At 64.3% G+C, this 20,668-nt stretch carries 17 protein-coding genes and 1 pseudogene; 8 read left to right on the forward strand and 10 right to left on the reverse strand.

Annotation, left to right across the window (positions count from 1 at the left end; genetic code table 11):
* Window positions 1-27 precede the first annotated feature (27 nt).
* From hpaD to ACVJ5M_RS35525, 3 genes are all read left to right on the forward strand, one after another.
* A complete protein-coding gene (gene hpaD / locus ACVJ5M_RS35515) occupies window positions 28-1,011 on the forward strand; it encodes a 3,4-dihydroxyphenylacetate 2,3-dioxygenase (RefSeq protein ID WP_456679594.1) in 984 nt (327 codons plus the stop codon).
* A 194-nt stretch (window positions 1,012-1,205) separates the two neighbouring features.
* On the forward strand, window positions 1,206-2,075 hold the full coding sequence (locus tag ACVJ5M_RS35520; RefSeq protein ID WP_063984668.1) for a fumarylacetoacetate hydrolase family protein: 870 nt from the start codon (window positions 1,206-1,208) through the stop codon (window positions 2,073-2,075).
* A gap of 44 nt (window positions 2,076-2,119) precedes the next feature.
* Window positions 2,120-3,745 carry a thiamine pyrophosphate-dependent enzyme gene (locus ACVJ5M_RS35525; RefSeq protein WP_063984669.1) on the forward strand — a complete coding sequence of 542 codons (1,626 nt, stop codon included), beginning with the start codon at window positions 2,120-2,122 and terminating at the stop codon, window positions 3,743-3,745.
* Window positions 3,746-3,876: 131 nt separating this feature from the next.
* Here ACVJ5M_RS35525 and alkB read toward each other — a convergent pair whose 3' ends face one another.
* The 4 genes from alkB to ACVJ5M_RS35545 form a co-directional block, all read right to left on the reverse strand.
* A complete protein-coding gene (gene alkB / locus ACVJ5M_RS35530) occupies window positions 3,877-4,530 on the reverse strand; it encodes a DNA oxidative demethylase AlkB (RefSeq protein ID WP_063984670.1) in 654 nt (217 codons plus the stop codon).
* A gap of 9 nt (window positions 4,531-4,539) precedes the next feature.
* Complete coding sequence (locus ACVJ5M_RS35535; protein ID WP_063984671.1) at window positions 4,540-5,295, reverse strand: 2OG-Fe(II) oxygenase; 756 nt, start codon at window positions 5,293-5,295, stop codon at window positions 4,540-4,542.
* Between the two features lie 157 nt (window positions 5,296-5,452).
* On the reverse strand, window positions 5,453-6,139 hold the full coding sequence (locus ACVJ5M_RS35540) for a DUF2848 domain-containing protein (protein ID WP_354099380.1): 687 nt from the start codon (window positions 6,137-6,139) through the stop codon (window positions 5,453-5,455).
* A complete protein-coding gene (locus ACVJ5M_RS35545) occupies window positions 6,132-7,481 on the reverse strand; it encodes an amidase (protein WP_063984673.1) in 1,350 nt (449 codons plus the stop codon). The genes ACVJ5M_RS35540 and ACVJ5M_RS35545 overlap by 8 nt, the downstream gene beginning before the upstream one ends.
* Window positions 7,482-7,674: 193 nt before the next feature.
* Between ACVJ5M_RS35545 and ACVJ5M_RS35550 the strand changes: the two genes are divergently transcribed.
* The 4 genes from ACVJ5M_RS35550 to ACVJ5M_RS35565 all read left to right on the forward strand — a co-directional run bounded on the left by ACVJ5M_RS35550 (window position 7,675) and on the right by ACVJ5M_RS35565 (window position 11,566).
* Window positions 7,675-8,088: a Zn-ribbon domain-containing OB-fold protein gene (locus ACVJ5M_RS35550; RefSeq protein WP_038957112.1), complete on the forward strand. Its 414-nt coding sequence runs from the start codon at window positions 7,675-7,677 to the stop codon at window positions 8,086-8,088.
* Between the two features lie 3 nt (window positions 8,089-8,091).
* Complete coding sequence (locus ACVJ5M_RS35555; RefSeq protein ID WP_063984674.1) at window positions 8,092-9,231, forward strand: thiolase C-terminal domain-containing protein; 1,140 nt, start codon at window positions 8,092-8,094, stop codon at window positions 9,229-9,231.
* A gap of 138 nt (window positions 9,232-9,369) precedes the next feature.
* Window positions 9,370-10,284 carry an SDR family oxidoreductase gene (locus tag ACVJ5M_RS35560; RefSeq protein ID WP_014496864.1) on the forward strand — a complete coding sequence of 305 codons (915 nt, stop codon included), beginning with the start codon at window positions 9,370-9,372 and terminating at the stop codon, window positions 10,282-10,284.
* A gap of 115 nt (window positions 10,285-10,399) precedes the next feature.
* On the forward strand, window positions 10,400-11,566 hold the full coding sequence (locus tag ACVJ5M_RS35565; protein ID WP_063984675.1) for an SMP-30/gluconolactonase/LRE family protein: 1,167 nt from the start codon (window positions 10,400-10,402) through the stop codon (window positions 11,564-11,566).
* Window positions 11,567-11,639: 73 nt separating this feature from the next.
* On the opposite strand, the gene ppc is transcribed toward ACVJ5M_RS35565, so the two are convergent.
* The 6 genes and pseudogenes from ppc to ACVJ5M_RS35595 all read right to left on the reverse strand — a co-directional run bounded on the left by ppc (window position 11,640) and on the right by ACVJ5M_RS35595 (window position 19,638).
* Window positions 11,640-14,438, reverse strand: a complete 2,799-nt coding sequence (gene ppc / locus ACVJ5M_RS35570) for a phosphoenolpyruvate carboxylase (protein ID WP_063984676.1) — start codon at window positions 14,436-14,438, stop codon at window positions 11,640-11,642.
* 122 nt (window positions 14,439-14,560) lie between these two features.
* A complete protein-coding gene (locus ACVJ5M_RS35575) occupies window positions 14,561-14,965 on the reverse strand; it encodes a YccF domain-containing protein (protein WP_071915736.1) in 405 nt (134 codons plus the stop codon).
* A gap of 63 nt (window positions 14,966-15,028) precedes the next feature.
* Entirely contained in the window at window positions 15,029-16,108 is a 1,080-nt protein-coding gene (locus tag ACVJ5M_RS35580; RefSeq protein ID WP_063984678.1) for a rhomboid family intramembrane serine protease, read from the reverse strand.
* An 87-nt stretch (window positions 16,109-16,195) separates the two neighbouring features.
* Entirely contained in the window at window positions 16,196-16,990 is a 795-nt protein-coding gene (locus ACVJ5M_RS35585) for an enoyl-CoA hydratase/isomerase family protein (RefSeq protein WP_354099381.1), read from the reverse strand.
* A 111-nt stretch (window positions 16,991-17,101) separates the two neighbouring features.
* Window positions 17,102-18,647 (reverse strand): annotated as a pseudogene (locus ACVJ5M_RS35590) (acyl-CoA synthetase).
* A gap of 181 nt (window positions 18,648-18,828) precedes the next feature.
* Window positions 18,829-19,638, reverse strand: coding sequence for a crotonase/enoyl-CoA hydratase family protein (locus ACVJ5M_RS35595; RefSeq protein ID WP_354099382.1), 810 nt, complete (start codon window positions 19,636-19,638; stop codon window positions 18,829-18,831).
* 105 nt (window positions 19,639-19,743) lie between these two features.
* On the opposite strand from ACVJ5M_RS35595, the gene ACVJ5M_RS35600 reads away from it, so the two are divergent.
* A complete protein-coding gene (locus tag ACVJ5M_RS35600) occupies window positions 19,744-20,616 on the forward strand; it encodes an SDR family oxidoreductase (RefSeq protein ID WP_063986558.1) in 873 nt (290 codons plus the stop codon).
* Window positions 20,617-20,668: the final 52 nt, after the last annotated feature.

Consider the following 20,668-nt stretch of genomic DNA (forward strand, 5'->3'; position numbering starts at 1 on the left):
CGCTCGTCGAGCCGAGGGGAAACGCCGATGCCCGTACCGCAACACATCTTCGAACCGCCGTTCAACATCATCCGCTCCAGCCACGTCGTGCTCGACGTGACTGACCTGAAGCTCAGCCGTGCGTTCTACGAAACCACCGTCGGGCTGCATGTCGAGGATGCCGACGACAAGGTCGTTTACCTGCGCGCAGCCGAGGAGCACCAGCATCACTCGCTGGTGTTGCGCAAGGCGGCGGTACCCGCCTGCGCCCGGCTCGGCTTCAAGGTCGGCAACGACAAAGACCTCGACAAGGCCGCCTCCTTCCTCTCGGAGAACGGTCTCTCCTACGCCTTCGTCGACCAGCCCTTCCAGGGCCGCACGCTGCAATTCACCGACCCCTTCGGCTTCCAGATCGAGCTCTACGCGTCGATGGACCGCCGCCCGCATCTGCTTCGCCGCTACGATCTCTACAGGGGATGCCATCCGCAGCGGCTCGATCATTTCAACGTCTTCGCCGCCGAGGTGCAGGATACCGTCGACTTCTATGCCCGGCTCGGCTTCCGTCTCACCGAATACGCCGAGGAGGACGGACCGAACGGGCGCATTGCGGCTGCCTGGATGCATCGCAAGGGCAATGTCCACGACTTCGCCATCACCAACGGCAAGGGCCCGCGCCTGCACCACTTCGCCTATTGGACGCCGACGGCGATGAACATCATCCATCTCTGCGACGTGATGGCCTCGCAAGGCTTCGTCAAGAACATCGAACGCGGACCGGGACGCCACGGCATCTCGAATGCGTTCTTCCTGTACGTGCGCGACCCCGACGGGCACCGTCTCGAACTTTACATCAGCGATTATTTCACCGGCGATCACGACCACGAGCCGCTGCGCTGGTCGCTGCGCGATCCGCGCCGCCAGACGCTGTGGGGCGCGCCGGCGCCGCGGTCCTGGTTCGAGCAGGGCTCGCCGTTCAGCGGGCAGGCCGTGCGTGAGCCGAAGTTCGTGGCCGACGTGCTGGTGGCGGATTAATGCCGATGACAGGCAAAGCCTCTCTCTTCGTCGTCCCTGCCTAGTGCGCAATTGCGCACGGGAGCAGGGACCCATAACCACAGGGAGGAGTTTGGCGAAGACCCGTTGTTCGGTACTCCTACCTCATCCAATCGATAGATTCCGCGGTATGGGTCCCGGCGTTCGCTGGGACGACAGGAAGTGAAGAGTCACCAATGAAGCTCCCTCGCCTCGCCACCTATTCCGTCAAGGGTGAAACCAAGTACGGCGCCGTCCTTGAGGGCGGCATCGTCGATCTCTCCGCACGCCACGCAAAAGACTATCCGACGCTGCGCGAAGTGATCGCCGCCGGAAAGCTCGTGAGCCTTGCCGAGGAGGCCGCCAGCCTGACGCCAGACCACGCGCTCGGCGACATCACCTGGCTGCCGCCGGTGCCCGCACCGGAAAAGATCATCTGCATCGGCGTCAACTATCCCGACCGCAATGCCGAGTACAAGGACGGCCAGGAGGCGCCGAAATATCCGAGCATGTTCATGCGCTCGCCTCGCTCCTTCGTCGGCCACGACACGCCTTTGGTGCGCCCGCGCGCGTCAGCGCAGCTCGACTACGAAGGCGAGATCGTGCTTGTCATCGGCAAGGCGGGCCGGCACATCGCGGAAAGCGCCGCGCTCGACCACATCGCAGCGCTCACGCTCTGCAACGAAGGCTCGGTGCGCGACTGGCTTCGCCACGCCAAGTTCAACGTCACGCAGGGCAAGAATTTTGATTCCAGCGGCAGCCTCGGCCCGTGGCTGGTGCCCTACACGCGGGAAGCGCAGATCGCCGACATCAGGCTCACCACGCATGTCAACGGCGAGCTCCGGCAGGACGACCGCACCAGCCGGCTGATGTTCCCGTTCCGCTATCTCATCAGCTATATCTCGACCTTCGCGACGCTGGTCCCCGGTGACATCATTGTGACGGGCACGCCGACCGGTGCCGGTGCGCGGTTCGATCCGCCGCGCTATCTGACGCCCGGCGATGTCATCGAGGTCGAAGCCGAAGGCATCGGCATGCTACGGAATGGCGTCGTCGACGAAGCCTGACAACAATCGAAGAAGCCTGACAACAATCGAAATGGAATAGTACAATGACCACCCTCACCGGCGGCGAAGCGATCGTAAGCGGCCTTGTCGCCCACGGCGTCGACACCGTGTTCGGCCTGCCCGGCGCGCAGGTCTACGGTCTGTTCGACGCCTTCCACCAGGCCCAGCTCAAGGTGATCGGCGCGCGGCACGAGCAAGCCTGCGGCTACATGGCGTTCGGCTATGCGCGCTCCAGCGGCAAGCCCGGTGTGTTCAGCGTGGTGCCCGGCCCCGGCGTGCTCAACGCGAGTGCGGCGCTGCTGACCGCCTACGGCTGCAACGAGCCGGTGCTGTGCGTCACCGGCCAGGTGCCGACGCAGTTTCTGGGCAAGGGCCGCGGCCATCTGCACGAGATGCCGGACCAGCTCGCCACCTTGCGCACCTATGTGAAATGGGCGGATCGGATTGAAACGCCCGGCAACGCGCCGACCACCGTGTCGCGCGCCTTCCAGGAAATGACGTCCGGGCGGCGCGGCCCTGCCTCGGTCGAGATGCCCTGGGACGTCTTCACCCAGCGCGCGGACACCTGTGCCGCAAAGGTGCTGGAGCCGCTGCCCGCGCCATTGCCCGACCCTGATCTGATCACGCAGGCGGCCGCGGTGATCAGGAGCAGCAAGGCGCCGATGATCTTCGTCGGCAGCGGCGCGATCGAGGCGCGCGACGAAATCCTCGAGCTCGCCGAGATGATCGATGCACCCGTCGTCGCCTTCCGCAGCGGGCGCGGCATCGTCTCCAACGCGCATGAGCTGGGGCTCACGATGGCGGCCGCCTACAAGCTGTGGCCGAAGACCGATCTCATGATCGGCATCGGCTCGCGGCTGGAGCTGCCGACCATGTCGCGCTGGCCGTATCGGCCCGACGGGTTGAAGAGCATCCGCATCGACATCGATCCCGTCGAGATGCGGCGCTTCATCTCCGACACCGCCATCGTCGCCGATGCCAAGACCGCGACCGCCGATCTGATCCAAGCGGTCAGCAAGGCCGGCTACGGCAAGACCGCCGGCCGCCGCGCCGCGATCCGCGAGGCCACCGCGGCCGCGCTGGCGGAGATCCAGAGCATCCAGCCGCAGATGGCGTATCTCAACATCCTGCGCGAGGTGCTGCCGGCGAACGCGATCGTCACCGATGAATTATCGCAGTTCGGCTTCGCCTCCTGGTACGGCTTTCCGATCTACGAGCCGCGCACCTTCATCACGTCAGGCTATCAGGGCACGCTCGGCTCGGGCTTCCCCACCGCGCTCGGGGCCAAGGTGGCCAATCCCGACAAGCCGGTGGTCGCGATCACCGGCGACGGCGGCTTCATGTTCGGCGTGCAGGAGCTTGCCACCGCCGTGCAGTTCAACATCGGCGTGGTGACGCTGGTGTTCAACAACAACGCCTATGGCAATGTCCGCCGCGACCAGCGCGAGCGCTTTAACGGCCGCGTGGTGGCGTCCGATCTGGTCAATCCGGATTTCGTCAAGCTCGCGGAGTCCTTTGGTGTGGCTGCTGCGCGCGTCACCGCGCCGGACCAGTTCAAGGCGGCGATGGAAAAGGCGCTGGCCCATGGCGGGCCATATCTGATTTCGATCGAGGTGACGCGGGATTCGGAAGTCAGCCCCTGGGCGTTTATTCATCCGCCGAAGCCGTAGTTGTTGTCATTCCGGGGCGCGCGTAGCGCGAGCTATGATGCGCGATTGCGCATCTGAGAATCCATAACCACGATCGGCAGTATGGATTCCGGGCCTGCGCCTTACGGCGCATCCCGGAATGACGAGAAGCGTCAGCGCGTCCGGCGGAAGGTCAAATTGATCCGCTTCCTTCCCAGCAGCGCGTGCTCGCCATCGGCGAGCGGCGCGACGCCGTGATAGGCGAGCCTGCTAGCTCCGCCCCAGACGACCACGTCGCCATGGACAAGCCGGAAGCGGCGTGGCTTGTCGCTGCGCGCCAGGCCGCCGAACAGGAAGGTCGCGGGCAGCCCAAGCGAGACCGAGACGATCGGCGCCGAATAGTCCAGCTCGTCCTTGTCCTGATGCAGCGACAGCCGCGTGCCGGGCTCGTAGCGATTGACGAGGCAGGCGTCGGGCGCAAAGCCGGTGAACCCGCCCTGCTCCGCCGCGCCTCGGGCCAGGTCGCGAAGCACCGTCGGCATCTGGGGCCATGGCGCGCCGGTTCGCGGATCGATGGGATCATAGCGATAGCCGGTGTGATCGGTGATCCAGCCGCGCTCGCCGCAATTGGTCATCGCCACCGACATCAGGTGGCCGCCGGGCGTGGTCATGCGGCGGAACGGCGACTGTGTCACGATCGCGCGCACGGCGGCGATCAACTCGCTCTCGATCGGCCTGACGAACCCGCGCAGCAAGACGGCACCGTCGGCGATCTCCTCGCGCGACGGCTGTGCCTCGGCGGCGGTGTCGAACAGATCACCCGTCAATCGCAACGCTCATTTGGCATCATGGAAGATCACACCCAGCGTGTGGCGCTGGCCGGACCTGATCCGGCTGACGCCATGGCGGAGATTAACGCGGTAAGTCCCGCGTGTCCCCTGCACCGGGCGGTGATGCACGGCGAAAGCGACCGCATCGCCCTGCATCAGCGGCACGACCTCGGCACGCGACTGCATGCGCGGGCGCTGCTCGGTCAGCACGAACTCACCGCCGGTGAAATCGCGTCCCGGCTCGGACAAGAGGATCGCGACCTGGAGCGGAAACACGTGCTCGCCATAGAGATCCTGGTGCAGGCAGTTGAAATCGCCGGTCTCGTACTGCAGCAGCAGCGGCGTCGGCCGCGCCTGGCCTGCCTCGTGGCAGCGCTTGAGGAACGCCGCATGCGCGGCTGGATAACGGATGTCGATCCCCATCGCCTCGTTCCAACGATTGGCAACGCCCTGAAGATGCGCATAGAGCGCCGGGCGGAGCTCCGCGATCAGATCGGGCAGCGGGTAGGAGAAATATTTGTACTCGCCACGGCCAAACCCGTGGCGGCCCATGACGATGCGGCTGCGGAAGCCCGCATCATCGGGATAGAGCGCGGCGATGGCGCGGCATAGGTCGGGCGCCAGCAGATTCTTCAGGACGGCGCTGCCCTGGGAGTCGAGCTCGGCCGTGATCTGCGGCCAGTCGAGGGTGTCGACATGGGCGGCGAGGTCGGCGGCCGACTTATGAGGCGATTGAGGCGATTTTCGTGCTGTTGCTGTCATAGCTACGACTTTCGCAAGATCGATCCGCCCGCCGCCACCCGATTCCCGATATCTCCCCGTCATTGCGAGGAGCCCTTGCGACGAAGCAATCCAGACTGCCTCCGCGGAACCAGCCTGGATTGCTTCGCTGCGCTCGCAATGACGGTGGGGAGGCGCCTCAGCCCCGCACCGGCAGCGTCGTCACGTCGTAGCCGTGCTTGATCGTGCGCTTCAGCACGGGGTCTTCCAGCTCGAAATCGAAGCGATCGGCGGGGCGGATGCCGCCCTTGGCAGCAAAGGTGCCGCCGAACATGGCGCAGCCGTCGGGGAACTTGCCACCCCCAAAGCCGCGCGCGATGAGGTCGGCGACCGGCAGCATCGCGTCCAGCGTGCCCTCCTGGTAGAGCACGCGCTCGCCCTTGATGGTGGCGTAGGAGCGCAGGATCATCCTGTCCCAATGACCGATGACGTCCTCGAGCTCCCAGAGCGTGGATGCGACCGGCTTGTCGCACATCTGCTTGGAGACCGTGACGTTGTAGGCCTCGACCTTGCGGTCGGTATGGTCGGAGCCGCAGCCGACGAAGATGCGGCCCTGCCAGCCGATCAGCACGAATTCGACCTCGCCGGAGGAATCGCCGCCACAGCATTCGATGCCGTCTTCCTGGGTCAGCCGGCGCGCCGAGGCGCGGTAGTAGATCGGCGTCGAGGCCGGCGGGGCGATGCCCATCTCTTGCAGCTCGGCGATGTGCTTGTCGCGCGCGACGGGATCGCGGCCGGTCCAGCCCGCAATGACCATCTGGTCGATCGCCAATGTCAGCGGCGTGGTGGTGTCCTGGGCGTCAACGGTGAAAGTCAGGTCAAACACGAATTACGGCCTCCATGCCGGCAGCAAGCTCGAAAATACGACGGTCAGATCCGCCCGCGCCCGCCAGCATCAGGCCGACAGGAACGTCACCCTCGCGATGCGCGGGCAGCGAGATGGCGCAGCCGTCGATCATGTTGATGAGGGTGCAATTGCGCAGCGCCCGCAGGTTTTCCCTGGTGAACGCCTTGTCATCGGCGAGATCGGAAATCTTCGGCGGCGTGTTGGCGGTGGTGGGCAGCACCAGCGCGTCATAGGGCGCGACGCGCGCATTGACGCGCACGATCAGCGAGCGGCGCTCGTTGAGGAGATCGATGTAATCGGCAGCGCTCTGCGCCTCGCCGCGCATGATGCGCACGGAGACCCTGGGGTCGTAGACGTCGCCCTTGGCCGTAATGAGGTAGCGATGCCAGGCATAGCTTTCGGACGCCGCAAAGCCGCCCTTGGCGTTCATCGGGCCGATGTCGTGAAATTCGGCCATCTCGATCCGCTCGATGATCGCACCGTGATCGGCGAGGCTCTTGAGCGCGCGCTCGAACGTCGAGGCCACGTCCGCATCGAGATCGTCGAGCGCAATCGTGGTCGGCACTGCGAGCCGCATGCCCTTTACCGGCCGCGGCTTCAGCGGGACGATCGGCTCGTTCGCGAGCACGGCATCGAGAATGGCACAGCAGCTGACCGACCGCGCCAGCGGCCCGATGCTGTCGAGCGAGAAGGACAGCGGCACGGAGCCGTCCAGCGGCACGCGGCGCTGCGTCGGCTTGTAGCCGACGATGCCGTTGAAGGCGGCCGGAATCCGGCAGGAGCCGCCGGTGTCGGTGCCGAGCGCGCCATGCGCCATGCCGTCGAGCACGGACACCGCGGCGCCCGAGGACGAGCCGCCGGGCACGTGTCCCTCGGCTCGGTTCCAGGCGCCCTTCGGCGTGCCGTAATGCGGATTGATGCCGATGCCGGAATAGGCGAACTCAGTCATGTTGGTCCGCCCGATCACGACGAAGCCGGCCTTGCGCAGCCGCGCCACCGTCGCGGCGTCCTGATCGGCCGGCGCAGAATCGTCGAGCGCGCGGGAGCCGGCGCGCGTGACCTGGCCCTTGATGTCGAAGAGATCCTTGATCGAGACCGGGATACCGGCATAGCGCGACGGCGCCGCCTTGACCTTGCGCAAGCCGTCCATCGCATCCGCGGTTGCGAGCGCGGCGTCCTTGTCGACGTGGATGAATGTGCGTTGGCCCTCGCCGGCCGGGTCGGCGATCCTGGCGAGGCATGCCTCGACCAGCTTGCGGGAGGTCGTGCGGCCGCTTTCGAGGTCGTCGGCGAGTTTCGCCAGTGTCGGAAAATCGGGCATGTCTGTCTCACGGAATATTGCGCGCGCAATCTATAGCGCCGCCTCGGTTCGACACAAGCATTGTGCGCATGATGGCATGCATGCGCATTGCTGGACCGTTGACGCGCGATGGTCGATTGTCGCATCAAGATCGAAATAGCCAGGCGTGAAGCCCAGGCCTTATCAAGAATTGCCTTTGGGAGGGTTTTCCGACATGGCCGAACCGCAGCGCGCGCGCCCGAAACCGACGCCGGAGACCCAGCATTTCTGGGACGGCACGAAAGCGGGCGAATTGCGTTTGCAGCGCTGCGACGCCTGCGCGCATGTCTATTTCCCGCCGCGTCCGTTCTGCCCATCCTGCGCCTCGCGCAAGGTCAGCATCTTCAAGGCGAGTGGCAAGGGCTTCCTCTACAGTTACGTGATCAATCATCGTCCCGCCGCTCCCGGCTTCACGCCGCCTTATGCGATCGCGGTGGTCGAGCTCGCCGAAGGACCGCGGATGATGAGCAACATCATCGATTGTCCGCAGACGCCGGAGGCGCTCGAGCTCGACATGAAGCTCGAAGTCGCCTTCCAGGCGCTCGACGACAAGATCACCCTCCCCGTGTTCCGTCCGGCGAAGGGATAGGCCATGCGCAGCAACCAGGTTGCCGTCGTCGGCGCGGCCGAGACCTCCGAACTCGGTGTCATCCCCAATATGTCGCAGCTCCAGCTCCACGCGGATGCGGCGCTCAACGCCATCGCGGATGCCGGGCTGAAACTCTCCGACATCGACGGCTTTGCCACCGCGGTCGAAACGCCGCAGCAGGTCTGCCATTACCTCGGCATTAGGCCTACCTGGGTGGACGGCACCTCGGTCGGCGGCTGCTCGTTCATGCTGCACGTTCGCCATGCGGCGGCGGCGATCGAGGCCGGTCTCTGCAAGACCGTGCTGATCACGCATGCCGAGAGCGGCAAGTCGATGATCGGAAAGGCGCCGCGCTCGACGCCGCCGGACAGCCTCAACGGCCAATTCGAGGCGCCGTTCGGCGTCTACGGCCCGCCCAGCATGTTCCCGATCCCCGTGCTGCGCTTCATGAAGACCTACGGCATCACCCATGAGCAGCTTGCTTCGGTCGCGGTGGTGCAGCGGGAATGGGCGGCGAAGAATCCGCGCGCGATGATGAAGGACCCGATCACGGTCGCCGACGTCCTCAACTCGCGCATGATCGCTTATCCGTTCCGCCTGCTTCAGTGCTGCCTCGTCACCGACGGCGGCGGCGCGCTGATCCTGACCTCGGCCGACCGCGCCAAGGATTTTCCGAGGAAGCCCGTCTACATCATGGGCACCGGCGAGAGCGTGGAAACGCCGATGGTCAGCCAGATGGAGACTTTCAACTCCTCGCGCGCGTTCAAGACCGCCGGCCCGCTGGCGTTCAGGGAAGCCGGCATCGCGCACCGGGATGTCGACCATCTCATGATCTACGATGCGTTTGCGCATCTGCCGCTGTTCGGCCTTGGCGACCTCGGCTTCATGCCGCATGAGGAGACAGGCCAATTCATCGCCGACGGCAACACGCGGCCCGGCGGCAAGCTGCCGCTCAACACCAATGGCGGCGGCCTGTCCTACATGCATTCGGGCATGTACGGCATGTACGCGCTCCAGGAGAGCGTGCGCCAGATGCGCGGCATCGCGCCGGCGCAGGTGCCGAACGCGAAGATTTCGGTGTGTCACGGCGTCGGCGGCATGTTCGCGGCAAGTGGCACGATCGTGTTTACGAACGAGAGGTAACGACTGTCATTCCGGGGCGTCGCGTCAGCGACGAGCCCGGAATCCATAACCACGATCGGGAGTATGGATTCCGGGCCTGCGCCTTGCGGCGCATCCCGGAATGACGGCGGAAATTGGAACGGCTAGCGGAGAACTCACATGACAAAATCACTGCAAGACAAGGTCATCATCGTCACCGGCGCGGGCCGCGGCATCGGGCGCGAGATCGCGCTGCTCTGCGCGGCGGAGGGCGCCAAGGTCGTCGTCAACGACCCCGGTGTTGCCGCCGACGGCGCCGGTTCCAGCGCTTCGCCTGCCGAGGAGGTGGTCGACGAGATCAAGAAGCGCGGCGGCATCGCGGTGCCCAATTTCGAGTCGGTGGCGGAAGCTGTCCCCGCCAGCAAGATCGTGAAGACCGCGACCGATCATTTCGGCAAGCTCGACGGCGTCGTCAACAATGCCGGCATCCTGCGCGACATGATCTTCCACAAGATGAGCGTGGAAGCGTTCGAGGCCGTCATCAAGGTTCACCTGATGGGCTCGTTCTACGTCAGCCACGCTGCGGCGCGGATCTTTCGCGAGCAGGAGAGCGGCTCATTCGTGCACTTCACCTCGACCTCCGGCCTGATCGGCAATTTTGGCCAAGCCAACTACGCCGCGGCCAAGCTCGGCATCATCGGGCTGTCGAAGTCGATCGCGCTCGACATGGGCCGCTTCAACGTCCGCTCCAACTGCGTCTCGCCGTTTGCCTGGACCCGCATGATCGGCACCATTCCGACCGAGACCGAAGCTGAGAAGGCGCGCGTCGAGAAGATCAAGCAGATGGGACCGGAGAAGATCGCGCCGATCTGCGCCTATCTGCTCTCCGATGCCGCCAAGGACGTCTCCGGGCAGATCTTCGGCGCACGCATGAACGAGCTGTTCCTGTTCAGCCAGAACCGCCCGCTGCGCTCGGTTCATCGCAGCGAGGGCTGGACGCCGCAAACGATCGCGGAACACGGCATGCCGGCACTGAAGGGCTCGTTCTACAAGCTCGACCGTTCGGCCGACATCTTCCCCTGGGATCCCGTCTAGCCGTTTTCCCAGCAATTGTTGCATTGCGATCTCCGGTTGTCCGACCGGAGATCGCCCGCATTACGCCCGATTGCGGGCGAATGGTTTCCTTCCAACAAAAAAACGGGAGGCGACTATGACAAAATCACTGACCAATTCTACCGGTACTGATGAGCCGTGCCTTGGACGCCGCACCCTCTTGAAGGGCGCGGCAGCGGCGGTAGCCGCGACCGGCGTTACGATGAACGCAACCCTGGCAGCCTCTGTCGCGCCATTGGGCCAGACCGGCACTCCGACGATATCGACGGCCCCGTTGCCCTTGGGACCGCTTCCCGGCAGCCGCTACCCGGACTCCCGTCTGGAATCCGCGAAGAAGGGGCCGCCAACGTTCGGGCCTGCCGACTTCCCGGCCTTCGCCGGCACCATGGCGGTTGAGCGTGTTGCAACCGGCTTCCGATGGGCCGAAGGTCCCGTGTATTTTGCAGCCGGACGATATCTGCTGTTCAGCGACATCCCCAACAATCGCATCATGCGCTTCTCGGAGGATGACGGTCATACCAGCGTCTACCGTCAACCCTCGATGAACTCGAACGGCAACACGATCGATCGCGAAGGACGCCTGATCACGTGCGAGCATAGTGGGCGGCGTGTGACGCGCACCGAACTCGACGGCTCGATCACCATCATTGCCGACAAATTCAATGGCAAGCGACTGAACTCGCCGAACGATGCGGTCGTCACCGCCGATGGCGCGATCTGGTTCACCGATCCGGCCTACGGCATCGGTGGCTTCTATGAGGGCATCAAGGCCGACCCCGAGCAGGAGAAGAAGAACGTCTACCGCGTCGACCCGAAAACCGGCGACGTCAAGGTCGTCATCGACGATTTTGTGGAACCCAACGGGATCACCATCTCGCCCGACGAGAAGAAGCTCTACATCTGCGAGACCGGATTCACGGACGGACCGGACAACCCATCGCATATCCGCGTGTTCGACCTCGACGTGGCGGCGGGGAAGGTGTCGAACAGCAAGGTCTTCGCCGAGATGCCAAAGCCAAGCATCACCGACGGCGTCCGCTGTGACACCGAAGGACGGGTCTGGTGTTCGGTGGGCTGGGGCGATCCGAACGAAGACGGCGTGCGCTGTTATACGCCATCGGGCGGTCTGCTCGGCAAGATTCATATTCCGGAAACAGTAGCGAATCTGAGCTTCGGCGGTCAGCAGCGAAACAGGCTGTATATCTGTGGCTCGACATCGCTCTATGCTGTGTACACCAGTGTGCAGGGCGCACTAAAGCCGTGAACATCAACAAATAGCGAATGGTGAGTAGCGAATAGTCGGCAGCGGCACGCCCTTCTGTTCGCTACTCGCCCCATTAACCCGTATTCCTCAACCCTGCCGAGATGCCGTTGATGGTGAGCTGAATCCCGCGCAACACCTGCTCGTCCGGGTTCTGCGCGCGGTGCTCCTTGAGTAGCTCGACCTGCACGTGGTTGAGCGGATCGAGATAGGGGAAGCGGTGGCGCACCGAGCGCTCCAGCAGCGGGTTGCCCTGGAGGAGCCGGTCCTGGCCCATGATGTCGAGCAGCGTCTCGATGCAGGAATGCCATTCGCGGCGGATGCGGCCGAAGATCTTTTCGCGCAAGGCTTCGTCCGGCACGAGCTCGGCATAGCGCGAGGCGATCGCGATCGAGCTTTTGGCCAGCACCATGTCCATGTTCGACAGCAGCATGCGGAAGAACGGCCATTCCCTGTAGAGCTCTTTCAGGAACGGCATGCCCTTGTCGGGATGCTCCGCGATCCACTGCTCGACCGCGCTGCCAAAACCGTACCAGCCGGGCAGCATCAGGCGGCACTGCGCCCAGGAGAACACCCAGGGAATGGCGCGCAGATCTTCGATCGCGCGGGTCTTCTTGCGCGAGGCCGGACGGCTGCCGATGTTCAGCGTCGCGATCTCGTTGATGACGGTGGAGGCCCAGAAATAATCGACGAAACCGTCGGTCTCGTAGACGAGGCCGCGATAGGCCTTGAAAGCCAAATTTGAAAGCTCGTCCATCGCGGTGAGATATTCGCGGCGCGGCGCGCTCTGGCGCGGATGCAGCAGGCTCGCCTCCAGCGTTGCGGCGGCGAGGATCTCCAGATTGTTGCGGCCGACTTCGGCGTTGGAATATTTCGACGAGATGATCTCGCCCTGCTCGGTGATGCGGATCTGCCCGTTCACCGCGCCGCCGGGCTGGGCGATGATGGCGTCATAGCTCGGACCGCCACCGCGGCCGACCGAGCCGCCGCGGCCGTGGAACAGGCGCAAGCGCACGCTGTGACGCTCGAACACGTCGACGAGGCCGATCTCGGCCTTGTAGAGTTCCCAGCCCGAGGTGACGAAGCCGCCATCCTTGTTCGAGTCGGAATAACCGAGCATGACCTCCTGTACGCTGCCGCGGCTGTCGACGAGGCGGCGGTAATCGTGCAGCGACAGCATGCGATCCATGATGCCGCTGGAGGCCTGCAAATCCTCGATGGTCTCGAACAGCGGCACGATGTTGATGGCGCTGCGCCCGGAGGGATGGACGAGGCCGACCTCCTTGAGCAGCACGGCCACTTCGAGCATGTCGGACATGCCCTTGCACATCGAGATGATGCATTGGGGAATGGCGTCCGAGCCAAACTTCGCATGCGCCTCCGCGGCGGAATGGAAGACGTTGAGCTCACCCATGGTCTCGTCGCTGTATTTGACGAATGGCGAGACCAGCGAGCGTGTGCTGCGCAATTCATTGGTGAGCAGCGAGATGCGCGCGTCCTCGCCCAGCGCGAGATAGGACATGCCGGGGTTCGCGGCATCCATCAGCTCGGCGATGGTACGTTCGTGCACGGCCGAATTCTGGCGGATATCGAGCCGCGCCAGATGGAAGCCGAAGCAATCCACCGCGCGCCGCAGCAGTCGCAGCCGGCCGCGGGCGATGACGCGGGCATTGTTGGAGATCAGCGAACGGTGCAGCACGTCGAGATCGGCCTGCAGCTCCCTGACGGTCTCGTAAGGCCTGCCCTTGCCGACCGGCCGGCGCGTGATCTCGACCTCGAGCTTTTCGGCCGTCGCCGTCAGGCGCGCATAGATGCCGGAGACCGCGAGACGATAAGGCTCGCCGCTCCGGTGCGGCGAGGTGTCGGGCGAGCGTTCCGCCAGCGTCCGCAGCTCCTCGGAGACGTCGGCGAGGTGCGCTGCGATCGACAGCTCCGAGCCGAGCACATGCAGCTCGTTGAGATAGAATTGCATCACCCGGCTCGACTGCAGCCGCAGCGTCCCGCGCATGACGTCGGCGGTGACGAAGGGATTGCCGTCGCGGTCGCCGCCGATCCAGCTGCCCATGCGCAGGAACGAGGCGAGCTCGCTTGCAGCCGCCTCGCCGCTCTCCTCCAGCCGGTCTTCGAGCACGTTGACCAGCCGCGGTACCTCGCGCAGGAAGGTGTAGTCGTAGAAGGACAGGCCATTGGCGACCTCGTCGAGCACGGTGAGCTTGGTCCGGCGCAAGAGATTGGTCTGCCACAGCGTCAGCACCTCGCGGCGGAGCTGTTCGTCGCTGGCGGCGGCCTCGTCTTCAGTCAGCGCCACACGCTCGCGGCGGTCCAGCAATGCCGCGACCTCCATCTCGCGATCCATGGTGCTCTTGCGACGGACCTCGGTCGGGTGCGCGGTCAGGACCGGGCTGACCAGCGCGGTCTTGAAGAAATTACGCAGCACATCGGAGCTGATCCCGGCGTCCCTGGCATGGGCCAGCGTCTCCGCCAGTACGCCGGAACCGGTGCTCTGGGCGGCACTGCGGGCGCGCATCTGGCGAATGTTGTTCTGGTCCTCGGCGATGTTGGCGAGGTGGGAGAAATAGCTGAAGGCGCGGACAATCCGCACCGTCTCGGAGGTCGACATGCTGTCGAGGATCTGCTCGAGCTCGCGGCGGGCAAGCCGGTCCTCGTCGCGGTGGAACCGGATCGAGGTCTGGCGGATGCGCTCGACCAAGTCGAACAATTCCGCGCCCTCCTGGTCGCGCACCGTGTCGCCCAGGATGCGCCCGAGCAGGCGGATGTCGTCACGCAGCCGCACATCTGCCTCCAGCGCCTGGGCGTCCTCAGGGCGATTAGGGCGATGGTCAGTGGTGTCGGGTGGCACGGTCTGGAGGGACATGGCTCGCTTCCTTGTTCGAGCTCGCTTCGCTGCCCGGCTCAGCCGAGTGTGCAAGTTTTTTGCCGCAGCGCAAGATGAAGTTGGGGGCGGCGCACACTGAAAGGGGCGATCACTCCTTGCGGCTAGGCCGGCACGATCACCTTGCCGATCGGCCAGAGCGCGATCCCCGCAAGCTTCAGATGGGCCCAGGCAAAGGGAATGCCGATGATGGTGACGGCGAAGATCACGGCTGTCAGCACGTGGCCGAGTGCCAGCCACCAGCCGGCCAGCACGAACCAGATAATGTTCCCGATCACCCCGAGCGGGCCGGTGCCGATATCGCCCATACCGGTGACCTCGTCGCGGTTGACCGCGCGCGAGCCGAACGGCAGCAGGGCGTAGACCGCGATGTTGAACGCCGCCCGCGCCCAGGGAAGGCCGATGATGGTAATGGCCATGATGACAGAAGCCACCAGCCAGCCGAATGCCATCCAGGCACCGCCGATGAGAATCCAGATCACGTTGAGCAGAATGGAAACGGGGGCCATTAGATTTAGGAACCTTGGGATGATCCGGGGTCAATGAGCCCTCTTATAGCACGACCTCCGCGGTCATAGTCCATGACGCCGGCTGCGTTCGGCACGCAGCGATGTGCCGACAAATCCGACATCCTCGATCCCGCGCGAAATTTCCCTTGCGCAGAGCCACAGCGTCACCGCGGCGGCACCGATCGCGGCCAGCCCCGAGATCAGAACAGGATTGGGACAGAATATGACGAGAAGATTATCGAGTGGAACGGACCCGGTTGGCCAGCGCGGACTGCAAGAAGATGCCAGAGCCAAACCGCACAGCAGGATGGTGACAGCATTCGCTCCAGCCAGGGCGACCACGACGATCGCAAGACCCTTCTTCATGGAGAGGACGAGATCAACCACCTTCACGACCGCACAGCATGCGATCACGACAACGATGGCCAGGCCCCATCCGGAAATCCCGGCGGCGATGGCCTGACCGCTCCAAGCCCACGCAGCAGCAACACAGGCCAACAGAGTGAGATTGACCTTCACGGCTTCGGGAAATTTGCAACGAAGCGCGTAAGGATTCGCCTTCTCGATGAGGTCCAGCAATGCGCAGGCGATCAATCCGGCCGCAAAGCCGCCGAGATGGACGCCCCAGTCGATCCGCGAATTGCCGAGCGCAAACGCGATGTTCAATCCGATGTTGATGGCGAAGAAGTCGAACCTGACGTCGAGCTTGCCGAGGATCCACAGGCAGAGCAGCGCACCCAAAATGCCCGACGTGGCGCCGGACGCGCCGACGGTCAAATAGGGCGTGGAATGGATGCCATTGCCGATGACGGCGCCGAACACCATCGCGCAGAGATAGATGATGAGGAAATAGGCCGGTCCCACTCGCCGCTCGAGATGTCCGCCCCACAGCACGAGGCACAACATGTTCATGGTGAGGTGGACGAAGTTGACATGCAGGAAGCCATAGGCGAGCAGGCGCCAGTACTCATGCCGCGCGATTGCGCCCGAATACATGCCGCCATAGCGATACAACAACTCTGCCGGCGCCGCCGGACTACCTGCCTGGATGAAGCAGAATCCCGACGCCAGGACGGTCACCGTCATCAGCGCGTAAAGGGCCGCATGAGGAACTTCGAAGAAGCTGGCGCGGTATGAGGGCATCGGCGATCGCAAGCGGTTGGCGTGGGAACGTCAACCTAGCCGAGCCGATTACTGATTGCTACTCCAGCGTGCGCGATCAGGCGGCGCCTACCGCCCCTCGAACTTCGGCTCACGCTTCTCCATGAACGCCTTCATGCCCTCGGCCATGTCCTGTGTCTTGAACAGCGGCAGAAGCTGGAGGTAGACGTGGTGAACGTGATCGGAGAAGTTCTCGTTGAGGCCCATCCGCATCATGCGCTTGGAGGCCTGCACCGCGAGCGGCGCGTTGGCGGCGATTTCACGGGCAATCGCAGTGGCGCGGTTCATCAGCTCGGCATCCGGAACGACCTCGTTGGCGAGGCCCCATTCCAGGCACTCGCGCGCGCTCAGCGTGCGGCCCGTAAAAATCAGCTCGGACGCCTTGGCCCAGCCGAGCATCCGCGGCAGCAGCCACGTGCCGCCGGATTCCGGCACGACGCCGCGCTTGACGAAGGCCGCCGCAAGCTTCGAGGACTCCGCCATGATGCGGATATCGCAGCCGAGCGCGGTGTCCATGCCGTAACCGGCGGCGCCGCCGTTGACGGCGCAGATGGTCGGCTTGTCCATCGCCTGAAGCACGGTCGGCGGCGTGTTGCGCAGATTGATCGTGGTCGGCGAAGACGCGGCACTGAGGCCATTGCCGTCGCGCTCCCGACGCAAATCGAGGCCGGCGCAGAATGCCCGCCCCTTGCCGATGAGGATCACGACCCGGACGTTGCGGTCCTCATTGGCCTCGGTCAGCAGCCGCGCCAGATCGTTCAGCATCGGGCCGGAGATCGTGTTCATGCGCTCCGGCGCATTCAGCGTGATCACCGCGATGTGGTCGGCGACCTCATAGAGGACTTCGTTTGCGGCGTCGGTCATGATCATTCGTTCCTGTGTTCGTAGCCCGGATGGAGCGAAGCGAAATCCGGGGTCTTTCTGACGCGAGCACCGCCCCGGATTGCGCTTCGCTCCATCCGGGCTACAAGGCTTTCAAATCTTCCGCCCCGCCTGCTCCCAATAGGGATCGCGCAGGCGGCGTTTGAAGATCTTTCCGGAGTCTTCGCGCGGCAGGCTCGTGCGAATCTCGATGTGCTTGGGCACCTTGTAGTCGGCGAGCGAGCCCTTGAGCCGGGTGCGGATATCGCCGGCATCGAGCGTGACACCCGGTTGCGGCTCGACCACCGCCATCAGCGCCTCGCCGAACTCGGCATCGGGGATGCCGAACACGGCGCAATCATGCACGCCGGGCACGGCATGCAGCACGGATTCGATCTCGGCCGGATAGATGTTGACGCCGCCTGAGATCACCATGTCGCGCTTGCGGTCGCAGATGAAGACGTAGCCGTCCTCGTCGATATAGCCGACATCGCCGGAGGTGATGAAACCGTCACGGTCGATCTCGGCGCGCTTCTCCGGCTTGTTGTGGTAGGTGAAGTCAGCCATTTCGGCCATGCGGGAATAGATCTCGCCGATTTCGCCCACGGGGAGCACGCTGCCGTCATCGCCGATGAAGCGCAGTTCGGCGCCGGGGGAAATCTTGCCGACGGTGCCGGGCTTTTTGAGCGCATCCTCAGAGGTCGCGAAGGTGACGGCGCTGGATTCAGTCGAGCCGTAGAATTCGTAGATCACCGGCCCCCACCATTCGATCATGGCGCGCTTGACGTCGGCCGGACATGGCGCGGCGGCATGGATGATGTGGCGCAGCGACGAGACATCGTATTTCTTGCGCACCGCCTCAGGCAGCTTCATCAGGCGGATGAACATGGTCGGCACCATGAAGATGGTGTCGATCTTGTACCGTTCGATCAGCTCAAGAAATTCTTCCGCCTCGAACCGCGGCATCAGCACCAGCGCGCCGCCGAGCTTGCCGGCGCGGATGCCGAACGAATTTGGCGCGGAGTGATAGAGCGGACCCGGGCAGGATCGCGCGGGCGCCGGGCTTGAGCCCATAGATCATCGCACGCATGCGCTCGCCGGCCGCCGCCTGTTCCGGCGTCGGCGCATTGCGCCGCACGCCCTTTGGATGGCCGGTCGTGCCTGACGTGTAGATCATGTTCATGGGCTGCGGCACGACCGGGCCGTCATAGGGCTGGTGTTGCGCAAGCCAGGATTCGAAATCGATCGCGAAGTCCGGCGTCTTCAGGTGATCGGGGTCGATCTTGTAGTTGGACAGGATCTCCAGCGGGGTCGGCACGCTGAGCACGGTGACGCCTTTCGGGATGGCATCGCGCAGGGCGTGCAGCATGTCGGCATGCCCGATCAGCACGGACGTGCCGGTATCGCCAAGGATGTAGTTGATCTCCTCCGGCTTGAAGTGCCAGTTGATCGGCACGCCATAGGCCCCGAGCCGCATCGCAGCGTAGGCGGCTTCGAGGAAGGCGATGTCGTTGCGCATCAGCATGCAGACGCAATCGCCCTGCTTGACGCCGATTTTGGCGAGGCCGCTCGCGATGCGATCCGCGCGGTTGGCGACTTCGGCGTGGGTACGGCGGCGCTCGCCGGAGACGATGCCGAGGAATGGGGACGTTTCGCTCATTTGTTGCTTTTCCGATCTTTCGTCGGTTCAAAATTGTAGCCACACCCGCGATCGTCATTCCGGGATGCGCCGAAGGCGCAAGCTACGATGCGCAATTGCGCATCTGAGAATCCATACTCCCGATCGTGGTTATGGATTCCGGGCTCGATGCTACGCATCGTCCCGGAATGACGGGGAGTTACTAATCCACATACCTCGCCGCACGCTTCTCCAGATTGGAGCGCACCGCTTCGCTCTGGTTCGCACGACCGATCAGCTTCTGCTGCTCGATGGACTCGGCGAGCAGCGCCGGGCCGGGATCGACCGAGAGATTGTTGAGCAGGCGCTTTGCGGCGCGGATCGCATCGGGGCTCTTGCCGGCGATCTCGCGCGCGACTTCGAGAGCCGTGGCGCGAGGGTCGTCGCAGATGCGCGTCGCGAGGCCGTAGTTCATCGCCTCCTGTGCGGAGAAGATGCGGCCGGTGTAGGTGAGATCGCGCAGGATGTCGTCGCGCACGAGCGAGGCCAGGATCGGCGTGCCCGCCATGTCGGGCACGAGGCCCCATTTGATCTCCATCACCGACATCCGCGCATCCGGTGAGAGAAAGCGCATGTCGGCACCGAGCGAGAGCTGGAACCCACCGCCGAAAGCGACGCCGTGCACGGCCGCGATCACGGGAACCGGAAGCTGGCGCCAGCCCCACACCGCCTGTTGCGGAAAGTTCGCCTGGCCGTGCGTACGCGCCGTGAGGTCGCGATTTTCGCCACCCGGAATTCCGTTGCCGCCCTTCTCCTTCATGGCGGCAAAACGCCCCATGTCGAGACCGGCGCAGAAGGCGCGGCCTTCGCCCGAGAGCACGACGACACGCACGCCCTTTTCCTTCGAAAGCCGGTCGGTTGCGGCAACAAGGGCCTCGAACATCGCCTGATCGAGCGCATTCATCTTGTCCGCGCGCACTAGGCGCACGTCGGCGACGCCTTCCGAGATCGAGATCGAGACGCGCTCTTCCATGGATGAATTCTCCCCTGTTCTTGTTCAGTGCCGCTTTACAGGAAGCCGGCGGCCGGATTTAGTCAATCGACCAATTAACTGACAATGCCTGCGGAGGAAACAGCCATGTTCAAGGAAAATCTTCTGGCCGGCCGGAACATCCTTGTCACCGGTGGCGGCACCGGGCTCGGCAAGTCGATGGCGGCGCGCTTCCTCCAGCTTGGAGCAGAGGTGCACATCTGCGGCCGGCGCAAGATCGTGTGCGACGAGACCGCGACCGAGCTGATGGCTGAGTATGGTGGCCGCGTCACCAGCCACGGCGTCGACATCCGCAACGCGCTCGCGGTCGAAGAGATGATCGAGACCATCTTTCGTGACGCTCCCCTCACCGATCTCATCAACAACGCGGCCGGCAATTTCATCTCGCGCAGCGAAGAGCTCTCGCCCCGCGGCTTCGATGCCGTCGCCAACATCGTGATGCACGGCACGTTCTATGTGACCCATGCGGTCGGCAAGCGCTGGATCGCCTTGAAGCAGCCCGGCAATGTCGTTTCCATCACCACGACCTGGGTGCGCAACGGCTCGCCTTACGTGGTGCCGTCCGCGATGAGCAAGTCAGCGATCCACGCCATGACGATGTCGCTCGCGACCGAATGGGGCCGCTACGGCATCCGCCTCAACACCATCGCGCCGGGCGAGATCCCGACCGAGGGCATGAGCAAGCGCATCAAGCCCGGCGACGAAGCCGGCGCGCGCACCAAGGCCATGAACCCGATGGGCCGCGTCGGCACCATGGAGGAATTGCAGAACCTCGCGGTGTTCCTGATCTCCGGCGGCTGCGACTGGATCAGCGGCGAGACCATCGCCATGGACGGCGCGCAGGCGCTGGCGATGGGCGGCAATTTCTACCAGCTCCGCGACTGGAGCGACGACGACTGGAAAACCGCGCGCGAGAGCATCATGGCGCAGAACGAGAAGGACCGGGCCAAGCGGGGGTAGCTCGCTCTCTCCCGTATTGTCTTTGCCCGCGGATGACGCCACACTCCGCGAC

The organism is Bradyrhizobium sp. S3.7.6 (genome assembly GCF_054061875.1).